22 protein-coding genes and 3 pseudogenes are annotated in these 23,136 nt (G+C 31.7%); 22 read left to right on the top strand and 3 right to left on the bottom strand.

The window, feature by feature from the left end; all coding sequences use genetic code 11:
- The first annotated feature begins 62 nt into the window (after positions 1–62).
- From ACLBXA_RS21025 to ACLBXA_RS21010, 4 genes are read left to right on the top strand one after another with little or no spacing between them, the layout of a single operon-like run.
- Positions 63–836 carry an ABC transporter ATP-binding protein gene (locus ACLBXA_RS21025; RefSeq protein ID WP_000149310.1) on the top strand — a complete coding sequence of 258 codons (774 nt, stop codon included), beginning with the start codon at positions 63–65 and terminating at the stop codon, positions 834–836.
- Complete coding sequence (locus tag ACLBXA_RS21020) at positions 814–1,515, top strand: ABC transporter ATP-binding protein (protein WP_001196709.1); 702 nt, start codon at positions 814–816, stop codon at positions 1,513–1,515. The genes ACLBXA_RS21025 and ACLBXA_RS21020 overlap by 23 nt, the downstream gene beginning before the upstream one ends.
- A gap of 21 nt (positions 1,516–1,536) precedes the next feature.
- The gene (locus ACLBXA_RS21015) at positions 1,537–2,397 is read left to right on the top strand and encodes a branched-chain amino acid ABC transporter permease (protein ID WP_000382788.1); all 861 of its coding nucleotides are present in this window, start codon (positions 1,537–1,539) and stop codon (positions 2,395–2,397) included.
- A 49-nt stretch (positions 2,398–2,446) separates the two neighbouring features.
- A complete protein-coding gene (locus ACLBXA_RS21010; protein WP_447617441.1) occupies positions 2,447–3,400 on the top strand; it encodes a branched-chain amino acid ABC transporter permease in 954 nt (317 codons plus the stop codon).
- A 93-nt stretch (positions 3,401–3,493) separates the two neighbouring features.
- Here ACLBXA_RS21010 and ACLBXA_RS21005 read toward each other — a convergent pair.
- Positions 3,494–4,282: pseudogene (locus tag ACLBXA_RS21005) on the bottom strand (LysR family transcriptional regulator).
- A 120-nt stretch (positions 4,283–4,402) separates the two neighbouring features.
- Here ACLBXA_RS21005 and ACLBXA_RS21000 point away from each other — a divergent pair.
- Both ACLBXA_RS21000 and ACLBXA_RS20995 read left to right on the top strand, forming a co-directional pair.
- Entirely contained in the window at positions 4,403–4,951 is a 549-nt protein-coding gene (locus ACLBXA_RS21000; protein WP_000579907.1) for a DUF4865 family protein, read from the top strand.
- A 41-nt stretch (positions 4,952–4,992) separates the two neighbouring features.
- Positions 4,993–5,064: pseudogene (locus ACLBXA_RS20995) on the top strand (tautomerase family protein); the annotation flags it as partial.
- A 402-nt stretch (positions 5,065–5,466) separates the two neighbouring features.
- Here the strand turns inward: ACLBXA_RS20995 and ACLBXA_RS20990 are convergent.
- Positions 5,467–6,225, bottom strand: a complete 759-nt coding sequence (locus ACLBXA_RS20990; RefSeq protein ID WP_000543792.1) for a phytanoyl-CoA dioxygenase family protein — start codon at positions 6,223–6,225, stop codon at positions 5,467–5,469.
- Positions 6,226–6,854: 629 nt separating this feature from the next.
- Here ACLBXA_RS20990 and rfbF point away from each other — a divergent pair.
- Genes rfbF through ACLBXA_RS20920 form a run of 14 tightly spaced genes read left to right on the top strand, consistent with a single transcriptional unit; the run spans position 6,855 to position 20,292 of the window.
- Positions 6,855–7,640 (top strand): glucose-1-phosphate cytidylyltransferase, encoded by a 786-nt coding sequence (gene rfbF, locus ACLBXA_RS20985; protein WP_000869622.1) that lies wholly within the window; start codon positions 6,855–6,857, stop codon positions 7,638–7,640.
- On the top strand, positions 7,631–8,722 hold the full coding sequence (rfbG, locus tag ACLBXA_RS20980) for a CDP-glucose 4,6-dehydratase (protein WP_242297115.1): 1,092 nt from the start codon (positions 7,631–7,633) through the stop codon (positions 8,720–8,722). The genes rfbF and rfbG overlap by 10 nt, the downstream gene beginning before the upstream one ends.
- Complete coding sequence (locus tag ACLBXA_RS20975) at positions 8,719–9,990, top strand: glycosyltransferase family 4 protein (RefSeq protein ID WP_044783463.1); 1,272 nt, start codon at positions 8,719–8,721, stop codon at positions 9,988–9,990. Before rfbG ends, ACLBXA_RS20975 begins: the two co-directional genes overlap by 4 nt.
- Positions 9,987–11,084: a nicotinate-nucleotide--dimethylbenzimidazole phosphoribosyltransferase gene (gene cobT / locus ACLBXA_RS20970; RefSeq protein ID WP_000662058.1), complete on the top strand. Its 1,098-nt coding sequence runs from the start codon at positions 9,987–9,989 to the stop codon at positions 11,082–11,084. The genes ACLBXA_RS20975 and cobT overlap by 4 nt, the downstream gene beginning before the upstream one ends.
- Positions 11,084–11,737 (top strand): HAD family hydrolase, encoded by a 654-nt coding sequence (locus ACLBXA_RS20965; RefSeq protein ID WP_000608988.1) that lies wholly within the window; start codon positions 11,084–11,086, stop codon positions 11,735–11,737. Before cobT ends, ACLBXA_RS20965 begins: the two co-directional genes overlap by 1 nt.
- Positions 11,738–11,747: 10 nt before the next feature.
- Positions 11,748–13,211, top strand: coding sequence for a class I adenylate-forming enzyme family protein (locus ACLBXA_RS20960; RefSeq protein WP_000639966.1), 1,464 nt, complete (start codon positions 11,748–11,750; stop codon positions 13,209–13,211).
- Between the two features lie 42 nt (positions 13,212–13,253).
- Complete coding sequence (locus ACLBXA_RS20955; RefSeq protein ID WP_001091896.1) at positions 13,254–13,535, top strand: acyl carrier protein; 282 nt, start codon at positions 13,254–13,256, stop codon at positions 13,533–13,535.
- 29 nt (positions 13,536–13,564) lie between these two features.
- Entirely contained in the window at positions 13,565–14,563 is a 999-nt protein-coding gene (locus ACLBXA_RS20950; RefSeq protein WP_000286890.1) for an ABC transporter ATP-binding protein, read from the top strand.
- Between the two features lie 4 nt (positions 14,564–14,567).
- Entirely contained in the window at positions 14,568–15,380 is an 813-nt protein-coding gene (locus ACLBXA_RS20945) for an ABC transporter permease (RefSeq protein ID WP_000709301.1), read from the top strand.
- Between the two features lies 1 nt (position 15,381).
- Positions 15,382–16,167 carry an ABC transporter permease gene (locus ACLBXA_RS20940; protein WP_001033633.1) on the top strand — a complete coding sequence of 262 codons (786 nt, stop codon included), beginning with the start codon at positions 15,382–15,384 and terminating at the stop codon, positions 16,165–16,167.
- Between the two features lie 20 nt (positions 16,168–16,187).
- Positions 16,188–17,099: a glycosyltransferase family 2 protein gene (locus tag ACLBXA_RS20935; RefSeq protein WP_001273689.1), complete on the top strand. Its 912-nt coding sequence runs from the start codon at positions 16,188–16,190 to the stop codon at positions 17,097–17,099.
- A gap of 30 nt (positions 17,100–17,129) precedes the next feature.
- Positions 17,130–18,770: a carbamoyltransferase family protein gene (locus ACLBXA_RS20930; protein WP_242297117.1), complete on the top strand. Its 1,641-nt coding sequence runs from the start codon at positions 17,130–17,132 to the stop codon at positions 18,768–18,770.
- 13 nt (positions 18,771–18,783) lie between these two features.
- Positions 18,784–19,290, top strand: a complete 507-nt coding sequence (locus ACLBXA_RS20925) for a chorismate--pyruvate lyase family protein (protein ID WP_000547679.1) — start codon at positions 18,784–18,786, stop codon at positions 19,288–19,290.
- A gap of 9 nt (positions 19,291–19,299) precedes the next feature.
- Positions 19,300–20,292 (top strand): hypothetical protein, encoded by a 993-nt coding sequence (locus ACLBXA_RS20920; RefSeq protein ID WP_000516762.1) that lies wholly within the window; start codon positions 19,300–19,302, stop codon positions 20,290–20,292.
- A gap of 18 nt (positions 20,293–20,310) precedes the next feature.
- Here ACLBXA_RS20920 and ACLBXA_RS20915 read toward each other — a convergent pair.
- Positions 20,311–20,514, bottom strand: a pseudogene (locus ACLBXA_RS20915) (IS3 family transposase); the annotation flags it as partial.
- Positions 20,515–21,160: 646 nt separating this feature from the next.
- Between ACLBXA_RS20915 and ACLBXA_RS20910 the strand changes: the two are divergent.
- Both ACLBXA_RS20910 and ACLBXA_RS20905 read left to right on the top strand, forming a co-directional pair.
- Positions 21,161–21,604 carry a MarR family winged helix-turn-helix transcriptional regulator gene (locus tag ACLBXA_RS20910; protein ID WP_001205523.1) on the top strand — a complete coding sequence of 148 codons (444 nt, stop codon included), beginning with the start codon at positions 21,161–21,163 and terminating at the stop codon, positions 21,602–21,604.
- Positions 21,605–21,724: 120 nt separating this feature from the next.
- Positions 21,725–22,780, top strand: coding sequence for an LLM class flavin-dependent oxidoreductase (locus tag ACLBXA_RS20905; protein WP_000417553.1), 1,056 nt, complete (start codon positions 21,725–21,727; stop codon positions 22,778–22,780).
- Positions 22,781–23,136 lie beyond the last annotated feature (356 nt).

Genomic DNA, 23,136 nt, shown 5'->3' with positions numbered 1-23,136 from the left:
GAGGGGGGACCCTCTTTATACATATTTCTTTCATACTCACGGCTTTAAAGGGAGGGGATTTCGTGACACATTTGTTAGAGACGAAAAATCTTAGCGTATCTTTTGGTGAAGATCATGTTATTAAAGATGTAAATTTAACTGTCCAAAAAGGAAAACTCATTTCTATTATCGGGCCAAATGGTGCGGGGAAGACAACATTATTTAATTTACTAAGTGGACAGATTTCACCCACAACAGGTGAAGTGTATTTTAAAGGGCAAGATATTACAAAACTATCGATTTCAGATCGAACACGCTTAGGAATCGGTCGCTCTTTTCAGCTTACAAACATATTCCCAGAATTAACGGTACTTGAAAATGTCCGTTTAAGTGTTCAATCATTCGTACAAGATTACTATAGTTTTTTCCCGAGTCCAGCAAAATTAAAGCAACAAGTTGGAGAGGCGAGACGTTTCTTAAAAACAGTATTACTTCACGAGAAAGAGAACGTATTAGCGAAAGATTTGGCACATGGAGAGAAAAGAAAGCTAGAACTTGCGATGTTATTAGCTTTAAAAACGGATGTGTTATTACTTGATGAGCCGACGGCAGGTATTTCGGTTGAGGAAGTCCCTGCTATATTACAAGTGATTGAAAATATTAAGAAACATCCAGAGAGCACAATTGTACTTATCGAACACAAAATGGATATGATACTAGGTTTGTCAGATCATCTTATCGTTTTATTTCATGGAGAGTTATTGGCTGAAGGATTGCCAGAAGAAATTATAAAAGATGAGCGTGTACAAAGTGCTTATTTAGGGGGATTATATAGTGGCACTATTACAAGTGAATAATATAGAAACGTATTTAGATCAGTTTCATATTTTGCAAGGAGTATCTCTTACTGTTGAGAAAGGGACGATTACTGTACTGTTTGGTAGAAACGGGGCAGGGAAAACAACGACATTACGCTCAGTTATGGGGTTTCACCGGATTGCAGATGGTGAAATTTATTATGATAGTGCAAAAGTAAGTGGATTACCTACACATTTAATTTCAAGGAAAGGAATAGGGTATGTACCAGAAAATCAAGGTATTTTTCATGATTTGACAGTAGAAGAAACATTCGCTCTTGCTAGGGGGAAAGGTGAAGAAGTAGAAGGGAAAATAGAGTGGATGCTGGAACTATTTCCGGATTTAAAGCAGTTTTGGAATAAGAAAAGTGGGCTCTTGAGCGGAGGGCAAAAGCAAATGTTGGCTATTTCAAGAGCTTTTATTAATAGTGATGGATTATTACTTATTGATGAACCGAGCAAAGGGCTATCCCCGATAATGGTGGAGAAATTAATGGTAGCTATTTTGAAGATGAAAGAGAAAACAACAGTTTTACTTGTTGAGCAAAATTTTATGATGGCTAGTCAAATTGGCGATTATTTTTACATTATGGATAACGGACGAATTGTTCATAACGGTTTTATGAATGAATTAAAAAAGGATAAGGAAATGTGTCATAAATATTTAGGAATCTCTTAACATGAACCCGAGGTGAAAAGGATGGATGTGTTAATAAATTTATTTGTAAATGGGATTTCAACAGGGATGCTCATTTTTTTGTTAGCATCAGGTCTTTCACTTATTTTCGGTCTAATGAGCGTTTTAAACTTTGCACACGGTGGTTTATTTGCGTGGGGAGCATTTACAGGTGTTTGGTTATTTAATATGACAGGAAGTTATATATTAGCTTTAGTTGGAGCAGTAGCTATGGGAATGTTCCTAGGATTTATTTTAGAAAGGTTTCTTATTAGACCAGTATATGGAAATCATGTTCGACAGCTGCTCGTTACGCTTGGAGGAATGCTCGTTCTTAGTGAGTGTATTAAAATATTTTGGGGGCCAAACCCTATTAGTGCAAAATTACCGTTATGGTTACAAGGAAGTTTTACATCCGGAGGTATTATATTAATTAAATATCGTCTATTCGTTATTTTGATTGGGATAATTATTTACATTGCACTACTATTATTACTCAAAAAGACGAAGATAGGTCTTATGATCCGTGCTGGTGTAATGGATAAAGAAATGGTTCAAGCGCTTGGTATTAATGTAAAAGCGATATTTTCTTTCGTCTTTTTATTAGGAGCAGGGATGGCAGCTTTGGGAGGATTCTTATTAGCACCGTATTCGGGTGTTATTTTCGCCGAGATGGGCATGCAGTATGCAATTTTAGCATTTATAGTAGTAATTATCGGTGGATTAGGAAGCGTACAAGGTTCAGCTATTGCTTCTTTAATTGTCGGATTAGCTGGTGCTTTTACAGCGTATTTTATACCAGATTTATCACTTGCAATTAATATGTTAATGTTACTATTTTTCTTAATAGTGAAGCCAACTGGACTTGTTGGTGAAAAGGGGTGAAATGGTGAACAACACATCGGACCGAATTAAAGTATACTCCGGAGTATGTATGCTCATTTGTTTAAGTGTATTTCCGTTCGTAAATGATTCACGGAGCCTGTTAATTTTGTTCACTCAAATCTTCATCTTTGCTATTTTTGCAATGAGTTTTGATGTATTGCTTGGGTATACAGGAATTGTATCGTTCGGTCATTGTATGTTCTTTGGGATAGGAGCATATGGGGTAGCGCTTTTATTTGATCGACAAGGCGTATCAATAACGAACTTTTTAATTGGAATAGTAGCTGCAATTATCGTTTCAGCAATCGTTAGTTATATAATTGGTTTGCTTTCTTTACGATTGAAAAGTCATTTTTATGCAATGTTAACACTTGCTATTTCACAGTTGTTTTTCGTACTTGCTGAAAAATGGCGTGTGCTTACTCACGGAGGAGATGGTTTTACATTTGGGGTACCAGAAATATTCCGTGATCGTTTTACTTTTTATTATGTATCACTTGTATGTTTATGCTTCATTTTTATTCTATTACGTCTTTTTACAAAGTCTTCTATTGGGAAAGTATTAAAGGCAATTTCACAAAATGAACAACGTGTTGAAGCACTTGGATATAAAGTCCTCCATTATAAAATAATCGCAAGTGTAGTCGCAGGAATAGTAGCTGCAATTAGCGGTGGTTTATTTGTTATTACATTACGCTTTGTCAATACGACTGTATTTTCAATTGAAATGACACTAAATGCACTCTTAATGACAATGATTGGAGGAGTCGGAACATTAATTGGAGCTATTGCTGGGTCTGGGATTATTGAATCACTAAAATATTATTTATCAGAACTAGCGACGGAATATCCGATTTTTGAAAGATGGACGATTATTCTAGGTTTATTGTATATTATCGTGCTACTCGTTTTTCCGAAAGGATTGGTTGGGACGGTTAAGAAATTGAAGAGTTTTAAAAGGAATAAAAAGGAGAAAAGTACAGAAGTGGAGCAAAACGTGTGAAAAATCAATTGTATACAAAATAAAAATCCCTCTTGTATATTCGTTAAAGAGGGATTTTTATTTTGAAAAAAGTTTGTAATCAAAGTCATTTTATTAATCAAATAGTTCATCAGGGATATGCTTGATAAAGGTTTGATTCGTAAAAAAATGAACAGCTAAATTCTCAAGGGGAACATCTTCAATTATTACTAATGTATCATTTTTAATCGGTAAAAAAGCTATTCCTTTTCCATCAGCAATAAACTCTTCCATAAGCGAATAAGAATCCAACTGTTGAAGTTGTCGCTGAGATAGATTGTTTTCTTTTAGAAATTGTATTGTCTTATTCCTAAAAGGGCACTTTTTGTCATTGCTAACGAAGAAAATTTCTTTTGAATAATCAATGGTACATTTTTCTTTCGCTTTTAATAAGCCTACAGAAATTGAGGTTGTGAACACTTTTTTAAACGATGCGTCAGGATAATCCTCATAAGTTATGACCATATCAACTTTTTGTTGCTGCAGTAATTTTTGCAAATGACTACTACTTTCTACATATATTTGATAATTTCTGAAATTTACTTTAATACGCTTACTTAAATAATTTGTCAAAATAGATTGTGACGTCGCTATTATATAAGAAGAACCACTCGTTTTAATTTCATCTTTTACTTCTTATAATAGAGTTAATATTTTATTCGTGTAATCTAATAAAATGTCACCAGCAGGTAACAAGGAAACACCTTTGTTATCTCTATGTAGTAAAGGCGTTTCTAATTCTTGTTCTAATTTTTTGATTCGCTCAGTTACGTTCGGTTGAACATATCCTAACTCTTTAGCAGCTTTACTAATAGAACCCTCACTGGCCACAGTTTTGAATATAATAAGATCATTTATTTCCATGTATCTCAGCCCCTTATGCACTATCATTATAAATGATACCAAACATAATTTATACCTATTTTACGTTAGCCGCTTATCGATTTATCATAATGTATATAAGATTGAAAGCGAGTGATAAACATGATTGGAATGCAATATAAGGTCATTCTTCCAAAGGATTATGACATGGAAATTATTAAGAAAAGGGTAAAGGATAATGGCTATAAAACTGATGGTTTCCAAGAACTAAATTTTAAAGCTTATTTAATTACGGAAACGGAGAAAGACGGGAATTTTTATAACTGCTATGCACCTTTATATATTTGGAATGGTCATGAAGGGATGAATAAATTTATCTTTGAAGGGTATTACGATAACATTTTACAATCTTTTGGATGGCAACAAATACATATAGGTGTTCCATTAGTGGTTAATCTAAGTGATGGATTTAAGAAAAGTAGATATGTTGTTGAATATGCAGGAAGTATTTCTCAAAGTAAAACGTTGATTGGGACTCAATTAAGCACGATAAATGAAGATGTACAAAACAACGAAAAGTGTTTAGGGAATGTAATCGTTTATAATCCGGATAAATGGGGATATAGTAGGTTTGAGTTTTATGAAGAGAAGCCTGAAATGGTAACAAATAAAGGTGTTACAGTATATGAGATTTTGCACATTTCACGATGAAAACTTGTTGAAATTAAATTAAGAAAAAGGAATGAAAATGTATGCCTTTTGTGAACGTTTATTATCATGAAAATATATTAAATAAAGAAGAGTTGAAAAAGATAGGTGAATGTAGCCTATATAAATGTAACTACAGCTAAAACCTCTGAAGATGTGACGTAAAGTAAGCGATATCTACAGTGGAGATGGTTTTTCTATTTTTTTAATCATAACTTACAGAATTATTCTTTTGAATAAGACGTCTTTCACCAGTGTTAATTGGTTCAATATCTTATAAAATAATGTATAGTAAATTAAAAACTAAAAGTGGAGTAAACATATGGACAAAAATCGGAGTTGAAAATGGAATATTATAAGGTTAGTTTTATAAAAATGAAGACTATAGTTCTATTATTGTTAGTAAATTCTAAATAGTAAATTACATTTTAGCTTACTGAACAAGTGATAATCCCCATGCCCAGTAAGCTAAAAAAATTATAAATTTGTACATCAAAATTCCGGGCGTTTTGTAAGGTTTACACCAACCCCACTTTATGGAAGCCTATTAATCGTTTACGTCTATTGTCTGCTCTAGCCAATACATGCTCAGGAACCCTATAATTTAAGAGGGGATAAAATGACTGAGAAATATAAGATTTACTATAAACAACTTGCTGTACGATTCTTGGTTTTTGATTAAGGTTTAAACCGCCACGGTGCCAAACCTGATTGTTAAAAATTAGACAATCACCAGCTTTTGCTTTAAAAGTCACGGGTTTTTTTCCATTATAAACAGGGAGTTCTTGTTTAGTGTCTGGAAATTTACCGCTTCTATGGCTACCAGGAACTAATTGTGTAGGTCCCATATCTTCCTCAACATCCGCGAGATAGTATAGACAGTTGACAATAAATACTGGCATTTGAATATTATTATCCCAATCAACATTTTTTGGAAGTGGGAAAAACATTTCATCATCAATTAAATCGATATGCCATTGATCTATTCCTGTTCTTCTAGGGGTCTTAATTGCATTCATACTACGCAAATGACAATTATCCCCTAAAATTGCTTCGACTAAATTAATAACTGGAGGCAAATCGATTAAATTTTCAAAGACTTCACCACGTTCGAACATCATACCACGAAAAATAGGAGCGTACCCATTCCTTGGACCTCGAAAAGCTTCTTCAACCCCGGTATTCAATAAATTGATTTGGTCTTCATTTAGAACATTACTCATAAAAACAAAGCCATCACTATGAAATTGTTTCACTTTATCACTTAGATCATGCATAAAATATTTCCCCCTGAATCCTAGAGTTTTTTATAATTTCCTATTGCTGAAGATAATTATTAGATAAAAAATTCACTTTACTGTTCAATAAAAACTAATATAACAGTACAAAAAAATGCAACCGATTGCATTTTGGAGGGGAGGAAGGTTTATTTAGAAAAAACATATTCTATCATCTCCGCCTCTTGGATGAAAGTGTTTTCATTCCACCTTCGGTAATTAGTCTAACATTATTTTTGGTAAAAATAAACAAGAGTAGTAACTTCAATTGTTTATTTTCCGAGTTTGATTTTTTTGAAAAGTATGTTTGATGAAGTAACAGGCAGTAAATATTATGAAAATATCTTGATTTATAAGCTTTTTGTATATTTTTCACAAAAAAATAATAGTAAAGAAGTTAATGTAGAAGTAGATATTGAATTATTATTAGAATATTTAATTTATTTATCAGGTTGCGTTTTGTTTTGTTGGATAATTCATAATTAGATAAAAATAGTAAAAAAATGTATTTACAATTTATAGTAATAGGTTTATAATCCATAACTGTGCAAACGTTTTCTTTTATGGTTCGAATTTTAAGAATCAATAAAATATTTGCTTAGTAAAATACATACGAAAGGATGAGATAGGTGAAAGTAGTTATTCTTTGTGGTGGTTTTGGAACGAGAATGCAATCGCATAAAGATAATATTCCTAAACCGATGATTACGATAGGGGACAAGCCAATATTATGGCACATTATGAAATACTATTCTTCATGGGGACATAATGAATTTATTTTATGTTTAGGTTATCAAGGGTGGAAAATAAAAGAGTATTTCATGAATTATAAGTTAATCAATAGTGATTTTTCAATTTCTCTTAATCAGCCCAATGATATTCAATACCATAATAGATTGAGTGAGGAAGATTGGAAAATTACGATGGTAGAAACAGGTTTAGATTCAATGACAGGGAGTCGTATTAAACAAATTCAAAAGTATATTGGAGATGATTCAACCTTTATGCTTACTTATGGAGATGGAGTTTGTAATCTTAATATTAATCGTCAATTGGACTTTCATCATTCACATGGAAAAATACTAACTGTTACAGGTATTTCAAGAACAGGGCAGTATGGGGAGTTGCAATGTGACAGTGAGGGGCATGTAACAGAGTTTCAAGAAAAACCTCAAGTTGCTGATGCAAAAATTTCTGGTGGATATTTCATTTGTAACAGAGGGATTTTTGAATATCTAGACAATGATAAAGAATTAGTATTTGAAAAAGAACCGCTACAAAAATTAATGGGAAATAAACAAATGATGGTATATAACCATAGTGATTTTTGGGGAAGTATGGATACATATAAAGATCAATTAACTTTAAATCAAATGTATGAAAATATGGAGGCACCTTGGAAATTATGGAATTAACTAAAGACTTGTCTATATTTAAAGGGAAAAAGGTACTTGTTACTGGGGATACAGGATTTAAAGGTGCATGGCTTTGTATGTGGTTAGATATGTTAGGTGCAGATGTTGTCGGATATTCACTACCTCCTGATAAAAAAGATTGTCTTTACAATATATTAGGTTTAGAGGAAAGGATTTTACATATTGATGGAGACATACTAGATTTAGAATATCTAAAAGAAGTTTTCAGAAAACAAAATCCAGAATTTGTTTTTCATCTGGCTGCTCAACCACTTGTAGGAGTTTCGTATACAGAACCCAAACGCACTTTTGATGTTAATGTAATTGGTTCAGTGAATTTGTTAGAAGTTGTTCGTCACAATAAGTCGGTTAAGTCGGTAGTATATGTTACGTCTGATAAGTGCTATAAAAATAAAGAATGGTTATGGGGGTATAGGGAAAATGATGAATTAGGAGGAGGAGATCCTTATAGCGTTTCTAAAGCAGCTGCAGAGCTAATATTTACTGCATATATAGATGCTTATTTTTCTGAGGACAGTAAAATTGGTTTAGCGAGTGCGAGAACAGGAAATGTAATTGGTGGAGGAGATTGGGCGGAGGGGCGAATTATACCTGACTGTGTTAGAGCTCTTTCAGCGAAAAAAGTAATTGAATTAAGAAAGCCCTATGCTTTTAGACCTTGGCAGCATGTACTTGACGTATTGTATGGTTATTTGCTACTAAGTATAAATTTGTTTCACAACCCTAAAAAGTATAGTGGAAGTTGGAACTTTGGGCCAACTAATACTTCCATTTTACCAGTACAAAGATTAGTAGAAACGTTTATTGATAATTGGGGGAACGGGTCCTATAACTCCGAAAATTATAATGAAAATTTTTATGAATCTAATAGTCTAAGTGTTAATTCTGAAAAAGCTGTTTATCAATTAAAGTGGAATTCAAAATGGGATTTTAATCGTACAGTTAGTGAAACAGTAAACTGGTATAAAAATTTTGAAGAAGGTAAGGATTCTTATCATTTCACGTTAGAACAAATTCAGGCATATATGAAAATACATAAAGAAAGGGAAGTGAAACCTTGAAAGTATTAATTTTTTCGCGTGAGTATCCGCCTAATACAATTGGCGGAACAAGTACAGTAGCCAGATCATTGGCTGAAGGTCTAGCAAAATCAGGATATAAAGTAGGAGTAATTACAAATAATATAGAGGAAATTTTAGTAACAGAAGTAATTAATGATGTTAATATATATCGAATTAGCAATAAATCTTTATATACAGAAGAAGCTGGTATAAGTGACAATTCTCTTGTTTCTCATAGAAGATTAATGAAGGGTGTAAATCATTTCGTAAATAAGTTTGGTGCACCATCAATAATTATTTTTCCGGACTTGTTTTGTTTTCCTGAAGCTTCTATTTTAGCAAAACAGTTTGGATGCCCACTCATTAATATCCTTTTACAAGATTTTTCAAAGATGGTTCCTTACGATAGAAATGGGGTTCATCGAGTTTCAAATAATGTTGAAGCTAGGAAAGAGTTAATTCTTGAATTGGAGAGAAAAGCATTAATGCACTCTACCCATACTGTGTTTATTAGTAATGCGTTATCCGAAAGTATACATAAGCAGTATGAGGATTTATCGAGAGATAAAACAAGCGTAATTCATTTAGGAATTTATCCAGATGAACTTGCAAGAAAAGAAAATGTAAATTATAGACGAAGAAGAAGCGTTCTAGCAAAAGAGGAAGAAATTATAATTTTAGGTTGCGGTAGATTAGTACCAGTGAAAGGATTTGATTATTTAATTAAAGGATTTGCAAAAGTTTGGAGAAATTACCCAAAAGTTAAGCTCGGAATTATTGGTGTTGGACCAGAGCTAGAATATCTCAAGGAACTAACTAAAAAGTTAAATGTAAGCGATTCAGTAATTTTCTTAGGTGATATAACACGAGAGGAGGCAATTGAATACTTTCATGTAGCAGATATATGTGTAGTACCTTCATTATGGGAGTCGTTTTGTTATGTTGCTGCTGAATTTATGGCTGTAGGTAAGCCTATAATAGCCTCTTCGGTTGATTCGTTAAATGAGTTATTACGTGATAACAAAGAAGCTTTGAAATTAACTGTAAACGAAGATAAGTATGGTATACGTGAGTTAGATGAAAATGAAATTGCCTATAAGATTGAAAGATTGTTAAATAATCAAGAATTAGGTGATAGTTTAGCAAACGCGGCTAGAGAAAGAGTATCAAGGTATTTCATTAATCAACATTTTATTAATGGTGTATCAGAATTAATAGAGGAGAAACTCCATAAGAACACAGATAAAATTGCGGGGTGTTCTGAATGAAAGAGAATATTCAATCATTAAAAGAACTTATTGATAAGATAACACCTATCGATAAATATGCCGAAAGAAAATTTCACATTAGCCAAATGCGAATAGCAAAGCCATTAAAAAGTTTAGGGGCGTTAGATAAGATAGCCTATCAGATTGCAGGTGTACGAGGAATAACTCAGATAGATGATTTCAAAAAAAGTATTGTTATTTTTGCAGGTGACCATGGTATAGCATCAAAGCATGTATCATTATTTAAATCAAATGTTACGAGTAAGGTATTCAAAACGATAGCCGATGGTTTAGCACCTATTAATGTAATTGCTAAGCAGGTTGGGGCAGATATTACTTTAGTTGATTTGGGTTTGAAAGAATGTATTGATTCAGATAATTTTCTTAACTGGAAGGTTAAGGAAGGAACGAATGATATGACGAATACAGTGGCAATGAGTATATCTGAAACAATAGAGGCTATATTAAAAGGTGCTAAAGTACTAGAGACTGAAAAAAATCAAAATTCAAATATTATAGCAGTTGGGGAAATTGGTATTGGAAATACCACAGCCGCTAGCGCTATAACTTCAGTTGTTTGTAATATCTCACCAAATGATGTTGTAGGAAAAGGAACGGGTATATCGTGCGAAAAGGTTAAATATAAAACTGAAATTGTAAAAAAGAGTATAGATTATCATAATCTCAAGGTCACTGATGATCCTCTTCGTATAATTAGTTCTATTGGTGGACTGGAAATAGCTGGGGTAGTAGGGCTAATTCTGGGAGCAGCAGCACGGAAAATACCTATAATTATTGATGGATTTATAACTACAGCTGCGGCTAGTATTGCGCAATTATTATGTCCAGATATATCTAATTATCTTATTGCGTCCCATGTCTCTTCTGAACCTGGGCATAAATTCTTACTGGAAAAGATGGGGTTGTCACCATTACTTGATTTACAGATGAGATTAGGAATGGCTTCGGGAGCGGCAATTGCAACTTCATTAGTAGAAATAGCCTGCAAAGTAAGCTGTCAGACTGGACCATATATCGATATGAATATTGAACATATTGATCGAAATTTAAACTGGGGGAGTACTGAACATTAATGATTAATAAAGTATCCACAGTCATATTTGATTTAGATGGAACGTTGGTTAATAGTTGGAAAATTCATTTGGAAAGTTGTAAATATGCTTATTCAAGGGTTATGAATAAAACTTGTAGTACACTTCTAATCAAAAGATATGCTATGCCTACAGAAGAGGCTACACTTGGTTGTTTAGTAGGAGAAGAAAATAAAGAAAGAGCATTAAAATTTTATAATAAGTATTTCCTAGATAATTTGTGTGAATTATTTTTAATACCTCCAATTGATATACACAATATGTTGGAGTACCTAAAAGATAGGAAAATGAAACTAGGGATTTTTACGGGCAGATCAAGAGAAACGACTTACGCACTACTTAAATATACCGATTTAATTAAATATTTCGATGTAATTATTACTTCTAGTGATAATATACCAAGTAAACCCAATCCAGATGGATTAGCTTTAGCAATAGAGATGTTGGAGGCAAAAAAAGAAGAAAGTATATTTATTGGGGATACAGAGAGTGATTTGGATATAGGTAAGAAAGTAGATGTTTATACAATCAAAGTAGATTGGTTTACTGAAAATTTTTCAATGAATAAATCATACGAGGTAGTTACCGCTAGTACGCCAATGGATTTGAAAAATAGAATAACTTCAAAGATATGAGGGGTTTTTAGTGATATACAATCAGATCAAGAAGAACAATCCAGAACACATCGCTTTTATAAGAGACGAAAAAGAGGTTAGTTACAAAGAGTATATAGAAGAAATTGAAAAATGCCGTAGTACGATTATTAAGATTGGGTTATCTCAAAGTAAATTAGTAGGATTATGTTTAAAAGATTCATATAGATTCTCAATACTTTTCGTTTCATTATGTTCTTTGAAAATTCCAATTATACTATTGGATCCTTATACAAAAAGTGAAGAATTTCAAACTGTTATCAACATGTATAAGCCAAGTATTTTAATAACAGATACAAAAAAACTAATAGATATAGAAGATGATATGGTAATTGAAGAAAAAATGGAGTTTGAGAAGCCCATAAGACTATTTAATTTAAGAACACAAAATTTGTTCTTTAAGAAGAACAAAAGTGTTGATGAAGGGAACTTAGTTATCTTTTTATCATCGGGATCCACCAATATTCCAAAAGCTGTTTTGAAATCAGAGAAACGATTATTAAATGAAGGTTTACAACTTAAAAAAACATTAGATTTAAAAGAAGAAGAAAGAATACTGTCTATTGCACCAATATTCCATGCGTATGGTTTTGCTTTTGGGTTTATTGCACCATTAATTTCGGGTGTAACAATAACTTATTTACCCGCGTTAACTCTCGCAACAAAGATTGAGAAGGTAATTTTAGAAAGGGAAATTGAAATTTTAATTGCACTTCCAGTTCATTATGAGATGTTAGCAAGCCATTGTAAAAGTAAGTTAACAAACTTGAGATACGCTCTTACCGCAGGAGGGATATTAAACCAAGAAGTGTTAACAAAGTGTGAGGAATTAATTGGATTAAATTTAAACAATGTATACGGTATGACAGAAACAGGTGCCATTTCAATCTTACATGAAAAGTATGAAAATAAACTATATAATCAACCATCTGTTGGAAAAGTAATATCGGATACAAGTGTATTACTAAATTATTCAGATCCTGTGGAATCAAAAGGGTTACAAATTTTCGAAATACTGATCAAAAATAAAAGTATGACAATGGGTTATCTAGATGGTGAAGGTAATTTGGATTCCATTATCGATAAAAAAGAGTATTTTAAGACTGGAGATTTAGGGATATTAGATGAAAAGTGTCATCTTTATATATATGGGAAGCAAAAACTCACTATTAATGTATCCGGAAAGAAGGTAAATCCTTTAGAAGTTGAAGAGGTTATTCAAACTCATCCTGCTGTTAAAGAAGCAGTAGTAGTGGGACAAGAAGATTCAATTAGAGGAGAAATACCAGTCGCCCATATAGTTTTAAATCATCCTTCTAAGCAAGAAGAAATATTATCCCATTGCAGAAGGTATTTATCAGCATATAAGGTACCTAGAAAGATATTTTTTCAAGAAAAACTTGAGCAGACTTCAACAGGTAAGGTGAAAAGGCAAGCGTTGAAAGAGAATTTATAATCTAATTATAAAAAATAAAAGACAAAAAAGGGGTTAATAAAAATGAACACACATGTTGAGATGGAAAACATTCAAAAGGTATTAAAAAACATCATTGCTGAGGGTGTAACAGAAGGAACCGAAACTAATATTTCACCAAATGAAATCCCTAACGATAGCAATTTAATTGATTATTATAATATAGATTCAATAATGGTTTTAGAAATTTTATTGAAAATAGAACAAACATTTGAAATAGAAATTCCAGATGAAGAACTTAGTGTCGATCTTGTTAGCACAGTTGAATCTTTAACTACTTATATTATAGAAAAGTTAAATAAATAATAAGAAGAACTATGGGGGGAGGAAAAGGTGTGTATTCAATAAAAGTAAATAATCTTCAGAAAGAATATCGCTTTCATCGAAAGGAGCCTGGGTTTCTTGGTTCTATTAAATCTATGGTAAATAGAAAGTACGAGCAGAAAATAGCGGTTAATGATTTAAGTTTTAAATTAAAACAAGGAGATTTTGCTGGTTTTATTGGTCCTAATGGAGCAGGTAAAACTACAACTCTAAAAATCTTAACGGGAATTTTAACGCCCTCCCATGGTGAAGTTGAAATAATGGGATGTGTACCGTGGAAGAGAAGTTTGGAACATCGAAGACAAATATCGATTATGATGGGAAATCGAGGACAACTAATTTGGGATTTACCTCCATTGGAAACTTTTGAACTTAATAAGGAATTATATTCTATATCAAGTAAGGATTATAAAAATCGGCTTGAAGAATTATCTGGTTTATTAGAAGTTGAGCATTTGCTCAAAGTTCAAACAAGAAAATTATCTCTTGGTGAAAGAATGAAAATGGAAATGATTGCAGCTCTTCTTCATGCTCCTAAAGTTCTGTTTTTAGATGAACCAACTATAGGGTTAGATTTGTTTGCTCAAAAAAAAATTAGGGGTTTTCTCAAAGAATATAATCAACGTTATAATGCTACAATTCTGCTAACAAGTCATTATTTAGATGATATACAAGATCTTTGTGAGAAGTTAATGATATTAAATAAAGGGAATTTAGTATATAACGGTTTAACAGCAGATATAATGAAAGATTTTGATGTTAATAAGTATATATCTGTTAGTTTTAAAGAAAAAATATCCTCATCACAAATTGAACGATTAGGAGCAAAAGTTACATTGCAAGAGCAAAACAAAATGGTATTATGTGTGAATAAAAATGAAATGAAAAATGTAGCTACAATTTTATTAAATTCTTTTCCTATAGAGGACTTAACAGTAGAGAATATCTCAATAGAAGGCGTAATAGAGAAAATTTACTCAAAATCCAACAAACAGCTAATTAGGGGTTAATCACATGAAAAAAGCTATACCAATAAATGCTTATTTTAAAATTGCACAAACAAGTTGGCTTAGAGGAATAGAATATCGTTTTGGGGTATTCTATATGATTTTAGAAGCTTTTTTACCCACAGTTGCAATGTTTTTGATGTGGAAAGCTATTTATGCAAACGGAGATACAGTAGCTAATTATTCACTTAATCAATTAATAACTTATTTTATTGGTGCTCGAATAATAAACTATTTAATTTGGTATCAGGTAGATTGGGATTTGAATGAGAAAATAAATAAAGGAATATTAAGCAGTCTGTTATTGAAACCAATTGATGTTCAAGCTTACTATGTTTCTGAAATGATAGGTGATAGGTTTGTAAAGTTTTTCTTGGGTTGTATACCTTTGTCCATAATCATGCTAATTTTAAAAAAATATATTAGTATATCTTTAGATTTAAAGTCCATAATAATATTTATTATTGCAATTATAGGATCAGCGGCTCTATGGTTTCTATTGTCATGGATAATTGGCTGCTATGCATTCTGGGCACATAACCTGGTAAATATTTTATTTGTAAAGCATTTAATTATAACTATACTGTCAGGAGGATTTTTTCCGCTAGATTTGTTACCACATACAATAGTAAGGGTAATAGATTTTACACCTTTTCCATATCTAGCATTTTTTCCATTAAAAATAATTACTGGATCCGCTAGTCAAGATTATATAGTACATGGACTTATAGTCCAACTGATTTGGATAATATTATTTTTCATATTAGGGAGAGTAATTTGGAGAAAAGGGGTTAAAAATTATGTGGAAGTAGGTGGATAAAATGAATAAAATAAAGGTTTTTAAAAAAATAGCTACATTAAGTTTACAAAAGGATTTAGAATACCGAGCAAATTTTTTCGCTATGGTTGTATCAGGATTACTTTGGATTAGTGTACCATTAATATTCTTTAAAGCTATATATTTAAATGTAGAAAATATATTGGGATGGCAATGGGCCGAAATGTTAATTTTAGTAGGGACATATATGATTATTGATGCAATTATGATGTTCTTAATGATACATAATATGGGTATGCTTCAAAATGACATTATGGATGGAAGACTGGATTTATTGTTGATAAAGCCTATTGATTCTCAATTTTACGCATCATTTAGAACTTTGAATTATACCCAAATATTGAATGTAATTCCAGGGATGATAGTTGTAATTATTGGAATGAATTCAATGTCCAATGTTTTAAATTCAATTAATTTATTGGGATATTTTCTCTATTTATTTTCAGGAATGATTATTTACTACTGTATTTGGTTTATGTGGACCATTACAGCTTTTTGGTGGCCAAGTATTCAAAATAGAGAAGGAATGTTTTTAAGTACAATAATAATGGCTAGATTTCCAGATGATATTTATCAAGGCATAATAGGAATGATCTTCAAGTATATGTTCCCCATTGCTTTAGTTGCTAGCCCTGCTGCAAAAATAGTTACTGGAAAATTAGATATTGTATTGGGAATACTTACTTTTGGGATTAGTATAGTGCTTTTAATTATTACACGTTTTGTGTGGAATAGGGGATTAAAAGCGTACAATAGTTCTGGAAACTAAATAAAAGGAGTTTTATTAACATGGCAAATATCGCTGCTAGCATTGTACTAATCACAAGAAACAAGCTCGAACGTATACAGCATACTTTGAAATCGCTTTCTCTACAGAATACCAGGGGGATTCTTTTTGAAGTAGTTATTGTTAATAACGGTTCTACTGTGGATTACACGTCAGTAATAGAGTTGTATAAGGGGCAACTACATATGCAGTATACAGAAAGAGAAGCTGCATCTATTGCAAAAGCTAGGAATATAGGAATTAAAATGGCAAAAGGAGATATCATCATTTTTTTAGATGATGATATCTTATTTGGATCGCAATTTATATACGAGCATATAAAACCGCATTTAGAAAGTAAAGATGAAGTCGTTGTTGTAGGTGACCGTTATAATGTATTTTTTGGGAATATAACTTCTCATAGGACAGAAACAATCATACATAATGCATTATTAAATGATATAAATCAACTAAATGGAACAGCTAGAGAAGATTTTTATGCCAAACAAACGTTTAAATTGTTTGGGTGGCATCCAAATGGAGGGCATATTGCATGGACCTGCTTTGTAACACGAAATGCCTCGGTTAGTAAAAAGTTGTTAGAAAAGGTAAATTATTTTGATGAAAAGTTCCTTGGTTGGGGGGGAGAAGATATTGAATTAGGATATCGCTTATATAATCAGAATGCTAGATTCATATATCAGAAAAACGCTAAAGTTTATCACATGGAACATCCAGTTGGTAAAAATAGAATTGAAAATTTGGCTAAAAATATGAACTATTTCTGTGAAAAATATTCTGAGCACTTAGATCCCAAATTATTTGTAAAATTTATAAATAATCAAATATCATTAGAGGAATTTTATAACTCAAATAATGCTTTAAAGCTACACATTAAAAATAGTTCACAAACCTATTTTAAAATGATTAGGTAATGAAGAACTGGAGAGTAGGAGGAAAATAAAATGAAGGTTTTAGGATTGGGTGGATCTTTACATGATTTTTCAGCATGTTTAGTTGATAATAGTGAAATTAAGGTTGCTGTAGAAGAGGAAAGGTTAGTACGGGTTAAATATGCATATAAGCTAGGTGAACGTGTTTCGAGGTGTAAGGCTGCAAAATATTGTTTAGATTCGGAAGGAATTTCTATTGATGATGTAGATTTAATAGTGGCAAATGATTATCTAACACCTGGTTATTACCTTAAATATAGAAAAAAAGTTAAGTTAATTAGTCATCATCTTAGTCATGCAGCTAGTGTATTTTATCCATCGAAATTTGAAAAATCAGCTATTTTAGTTTTAGATGGTGGAGGGAGCCAAATAAATAGTAAGAATCAAATATTTGGAGAAACAATAACATATTATTTAGGAGAAGGATCTCAGATTTCTACTTTAAAGGATATTAAAGGCGAAGTAGTAGGTGAGGATTATGAACAGGTTTATACAAATTCATTAGGATTTTTTTATGGAATAGTTACTAATAGCATAGGATTTAACTCACAGGGTTATATTGAACCTGGTAAAACAATGGGCTTAGCTCCTTATGGTACGGACAAATATGTGAAGGAATTTTATAAATTCTATAATTGTGATATAAATGGGAATTTCAATCAAAGCTTAGAGCAACAGAGAGAAATGGAACAGTACATAAATCACGTATTGGAAAATATGAAAACGCTTAAGAGATTGGAGCAAGCAAAAGCTGATTTTGCTTTTGCAGTTCAATATCATACTGAGGATATTGTAATTAAACTTTGCAATTATTTATATGAAAAAACTCAAATAAAAAACTTATGTATTTCTGGAGGTGTAGCTTTAAATAGTGTTGTAAACTATAAAGTTTTAGAGAATACTCCTTTTGAAAATATATTTGTAATGCCTGCAACAGGTGATACCGGTACTGGAATTGGAGCGGCCCTTTATGGGTATTATGCTTTAGGAGGAAAGCATAGGAATCCCTCTAAAACAGATTTTTCTCCGTACTTAGGAAAGGAATACACTGAAATAGAAATAAAACAGTCTCTAGAACAATATAAAGAATCAATAATAGTATCAGAACCAAAAAATTTGCATAAAACGGTTGCTAAATTAATTAGTGATAAAAATATTATAGGGTGGTTTCAGGGGAAATCAGAAGTAGGTCCAAGAGCATTAGGAAATCGTAGTATATTAGCAGATCCTAGATATAATGATATGAAGGACCTTATAAATACAAGAATTAAGCATAGAGAACCGTTTCGACCATTTGCACCTGCTGTTTTAGAAGAAGAACAAGATAAATATTTTTCTATGAAAGAAAGTTCTTACTATATGTTGTTTGTTCCGAAAATCCATAATTCTAAACAAAAGGATGTACCTTCAATTACTCATATTGATGGGACTGGAAGAATGCAAACAGTATCAAAGGATATGAATCTGAATTTTCATAAATTAATTTCTGAGTTTAAAAATTTAACAGGTATTCCAATTCTTTTGAATACTTCATTTAATGATAATGGAGAACCGATAGTTGAATCACCAAATGATGCTATTAAATGCTTTTTAAATATAGATTTGGATTATTTAGTAATCGGAAAGTATTTAATTCAAAAAAATAAAAATTAGGAGAGAATGCCGTGTGCATATAAAAGAATACGAACTAAGTAGTTATGGGCGACTAGTGACATATACTAAATCTTCGATGACTGAATTACTAGAAATATACCATAATACTATTATAAAAGTGAATTTAATACGGCAGAATACAGATCTGCCTATACTAAAAGTATTTAATACAAAATTACCTGATTATTTCCTAGTTAGAGAAGCAACTTTAGAAAGTGAAGAAACAGGCGAAATATTCTTATATGCCATTTCTATTGTATTTATAGAAAAGTTTCAAAAAGAAGTTATGGAAGATTTGATAAAAGGGGTTGAGCCAATCGGAAAAATTTTAGATAAGTATAAGCTAGATACCAGTAGGAAAATTGAAAATGTAAATATATATCAAGAAGAGGGGATGGCTAAACATCTTCAAATAGGGTGTGAAGACAAAATTTTAGGGAAAACCTATACTATTAACAGTGAAAAAGAACCACTGTTTCTAATTTCTGAATTTTTCCCTTTAAAAAAACTAATTGAATAGGAGAAAATAATGGGTAAAAAAAAGTTGCCAATAGAAAAACCACCAGTTTATGGATATCAATTTTACGCCTATCCATTAGCCATTATCTTAAATCACGAAGAAGCGTATCCATGGTTCTATAGTAATTACATTCAAGTAGCATTTGATAAGGAATTTAAATCACCGGTACCATTTTGTTTTTATATGTATGATCATACTATTTGTCCATGGTTAAAAGTACAGAAGCTACAAAGAGATTTAATTAAATTTACAAATCAGGACATAATAGATTTTGTAATAAAGTCCCTGAATGAAAATTATTATGTGTATTTGAATGTAGATGAATATTATATTCCGGATAGACGTACCTATAAAAAGAGACATTTTTCTCATGATATATTAGTATATGGTTATGACATAAATTCAGAGACGTTTGATGTATTAGGGTTTAATAAGAATGTTTCTTTTAAGAGTTCAAAAGTAAGTTTTTCTGAATTTAGAAAATCCTATTTATACCTAGAGAATATAGAGAATGAATGTAATCAAGTTTACTTATATAAGTTTAATCCAGAAGGAGAATATGAATTTAATAAAAAATTAGTGATTGAATCTTTGGAAGATTATCTTCATTCGAGAAATACTTCTGAGAAGTTTAGTATGTTATTGGAACCCTGGGAAAGATTTTATGGTATGGAATCTTATAAGCAACTTTATAATTACTTCGAAGCATTAATCCAGGGAGAGGTATATATAGATATAAGAAATACACATATTTTGTGGGAGCATAAAAAGGTTATGGCCTCCCGGATTAACTTTATGTTAGAAAATCAAATAATAGAAACGAAAATATATCAAGATGCAAAGAAAATTGAAGATCGAGCATTAATTATACGCAATATGTTTGTTAAATATAGCTTAGTAAAAGATAATGATATTATTTTGAAAATTGTAGATAGGCTAGAAGAATTAAAAAATGATGAGGAAAAATTGATAAAAGATTTGATTAATGCATTAAAAATATAGATAAATTTCATTATTTCATTAGGTAGCTTCTTGGGCATGAATCCGATATTGTATCGGACTCATGCCTTTTAGTTTTGCCTTAATTCTTTTATGATTATAGTACGCTATGTACTTTGTTAGTTCGTGTTTAAAGTGGTCTATATTTTTAAATTCTTTTCGGTATAGAAATTCAGACTTCATGATTCCAAAGAGATTTTCAATTACTGCGTTATCGTAACAGCTGATGCATCCATATCAAAATTAAAATTGGTTATTAAATATTTAGGCATTAATTTATGAAATACAGTAGAATTTGAAGGTGCTTCAGCTCTTATGTGCAGTTGAGATAACTAACTCAATTGGGAAATCAATAACACAGCTGTAATTACAACTATACTCCATTTTTTGAATAGATTTTGGCTCGTTTCTAGGATTCACATCGTTAAATAATCCATCAATTTTCTGAAAATAGATAAATCAGAAATTCATTAATAAGAATATTTGTAATTAATAAATGATTAACTTGAATTCATTTTACATACCTTCACAAATGTAATTAGCCGTACATAAGGATATTGTAGTAGATAGGATAAGGGTATAACCAGTGTTATATTACGCTATAAGAGTGATTATGAATATTCATTTTTTAGTTTTTTACATTTATTCAATAATTATTTATTATTTTCATACCCTAAAATCTACAAAGATATCAGAGTGTTAGGAAACCTAAAGGGTTTATCTAAGCACTCTTGTTTGTTTATTGGTGATTCAGGAGTTATATAGATTGGTTTAGTGGATACGTAATATAATGTCGAATACTTTTTCACTTGCATTACCATCACTTGAGTGGTAAAGTGATAGTAAGATGAACGCTAGGAAGTGATGAAACATGCGTGATAATACGATAGGATCATTAATATGGTTACGTTTAATACGATTTACGAACCAAAGTAATCAAATGTCAAATGAGTTTTTAAAACGTTTTGATTTAACGACAGCTCAATTTGATGTGCTTTTGCAAATACGTACGTATCAACCACTAACACAAATGGAGTTAGCTGAAAAGGTAACTGTTACACAAGGTGGCATTTCTCGAATGTTAACTCGTCTTGAAAAAGAAGGATATATTGTACGAAAACAAGATTGGAAAACGAAAACAATTAGTCTTACAGAGCAAGGAGAAGCAGCTTTAGAGAGAGCATTGCCAGAGCAACTTGCATTTCAATCTTCGTTTTTTGATGATGTATTAAATGAAGAAGAGCAGAAAATATTATACGAGCTGATGACGAAAGTTCATAAGCATAGCGAAAAAAAAGAATTACCGCAAGAGTAATTTTTTTTACATCATCAATTGACTAATCAAGTGATGAGATAGGTAATACGGAGATATACTTGACTTACCAACGTTTTTAGAAGAAAAACTAATACTACTTTATTAAAGGGGAGAGTAACTATGGAAAAATACCGTATAGATACAAGAAAAGGAATTGAGTTTGGGTTATATTCAATTGGCGATCATGTATTAAATCCACATAATGGGGAGAAAGTTACGCCAGAAAAAAGAATTCACGAACTAATTGAAACAGCTAAGTTAGCAGATGAGGCAGGGCTTGATGTGTTTGCTGTAGGTGAAAGTCATCAAACGCATTTTACAACGCAAGCTCATACAGTTATTTTAGGTGCGGTCGCGCAAGCTACGAAAAATATAAAAATTGCAAGTTCCGCAACGATATTAAGTACATCTGACCCAGTTCGAGTATATGAGGATTTCGCTACCATTGACTTGATTTCTAATGGTCGTGCTGAAATCGTAGCTGGTCGTGGATCTCGTATTGGAGGATATAGTTTACTTGGTTATGACGTGAATGATTATGAAGAATTATTTGAAGAGAAGATGGATCTTTTATTAAAAATTAATAACGAGGAACATGTAACATGGAATGGACAGTTCAGAGCACCGCTCGCACATGCATCGGTTATTCCAAGAGCGAAAAATAATAACTTACCAATTTGGCGTGCAGTTGGAGGTCCACCAGCTAGTGCAATTAAAGCAGGACGTGCAGGTGTGCCAATGATGATAACAACACTTGGTGGTCCAGCAATTAACTTTAAAGTGTCAGTAGATGCTTACCGCGAGGCTGCTCAGCAAAGTGGATTTGATCCAGCTAGTTTACCAGTTGCGACAACGAGTTTATTTTATACGGCAAAAAATTCACAAGATGCACTTAGTGAATATTATCCTCACATTAATGCTGGTATGCTTACACTGCGCGGTGGTGGGTATCCGAAACAGCAATTTACAAATGCAATAGATTACCGTGATGCTTTAATGGTTGGTAGCCCACAACAAATCATTGAGAAAATGCTTTACCAATATGAATTGTTTGGCCAACAACGCTTTATGGCACAAATTGATTTTGGCGGTGTACCATTTGATAAAATTGAGAAAAATATTGAATTAATTGCTACTGAAATATTACCAGCCGTTAGAAAACATACAGCAAAATAAATAAAAAAACTGGGAGTCTAATTGACTCTCAGTTTTTTATTTGTTATGGAAAAATGACAAAAAAATGAACTTTTAGTCGAGGGAGAGGGAAGTTGTTTTCTATTTTTGAATAACATTATTTCGAGTTTGAATTTTGAAAATACATTTTTCTCTTGACAAAAAATAAGCATTTATCGAGGGTAGTTTCGAGGACATTTTTTCGGTTGAAAGTCAAGTGTATGAAGAAAAAACGATTGTTTTATAGATATAAAAGTAAGAAGTATATTGAAAAAACACATTTTGCTAATGAAAAAAATCTGATTCAAAAAAATGACAAAAGACATATTTCAGACAAAATGATGTCAATAATACGTCAA

This window comes from Bacillus sp. D48C (genome assembly GCF_053345735.1).
The sequence above is the reverse complement of the archived record's forward strand: the minus strand, read 5'-3'. Positions and strand labels throughout refer to the sequence as shown.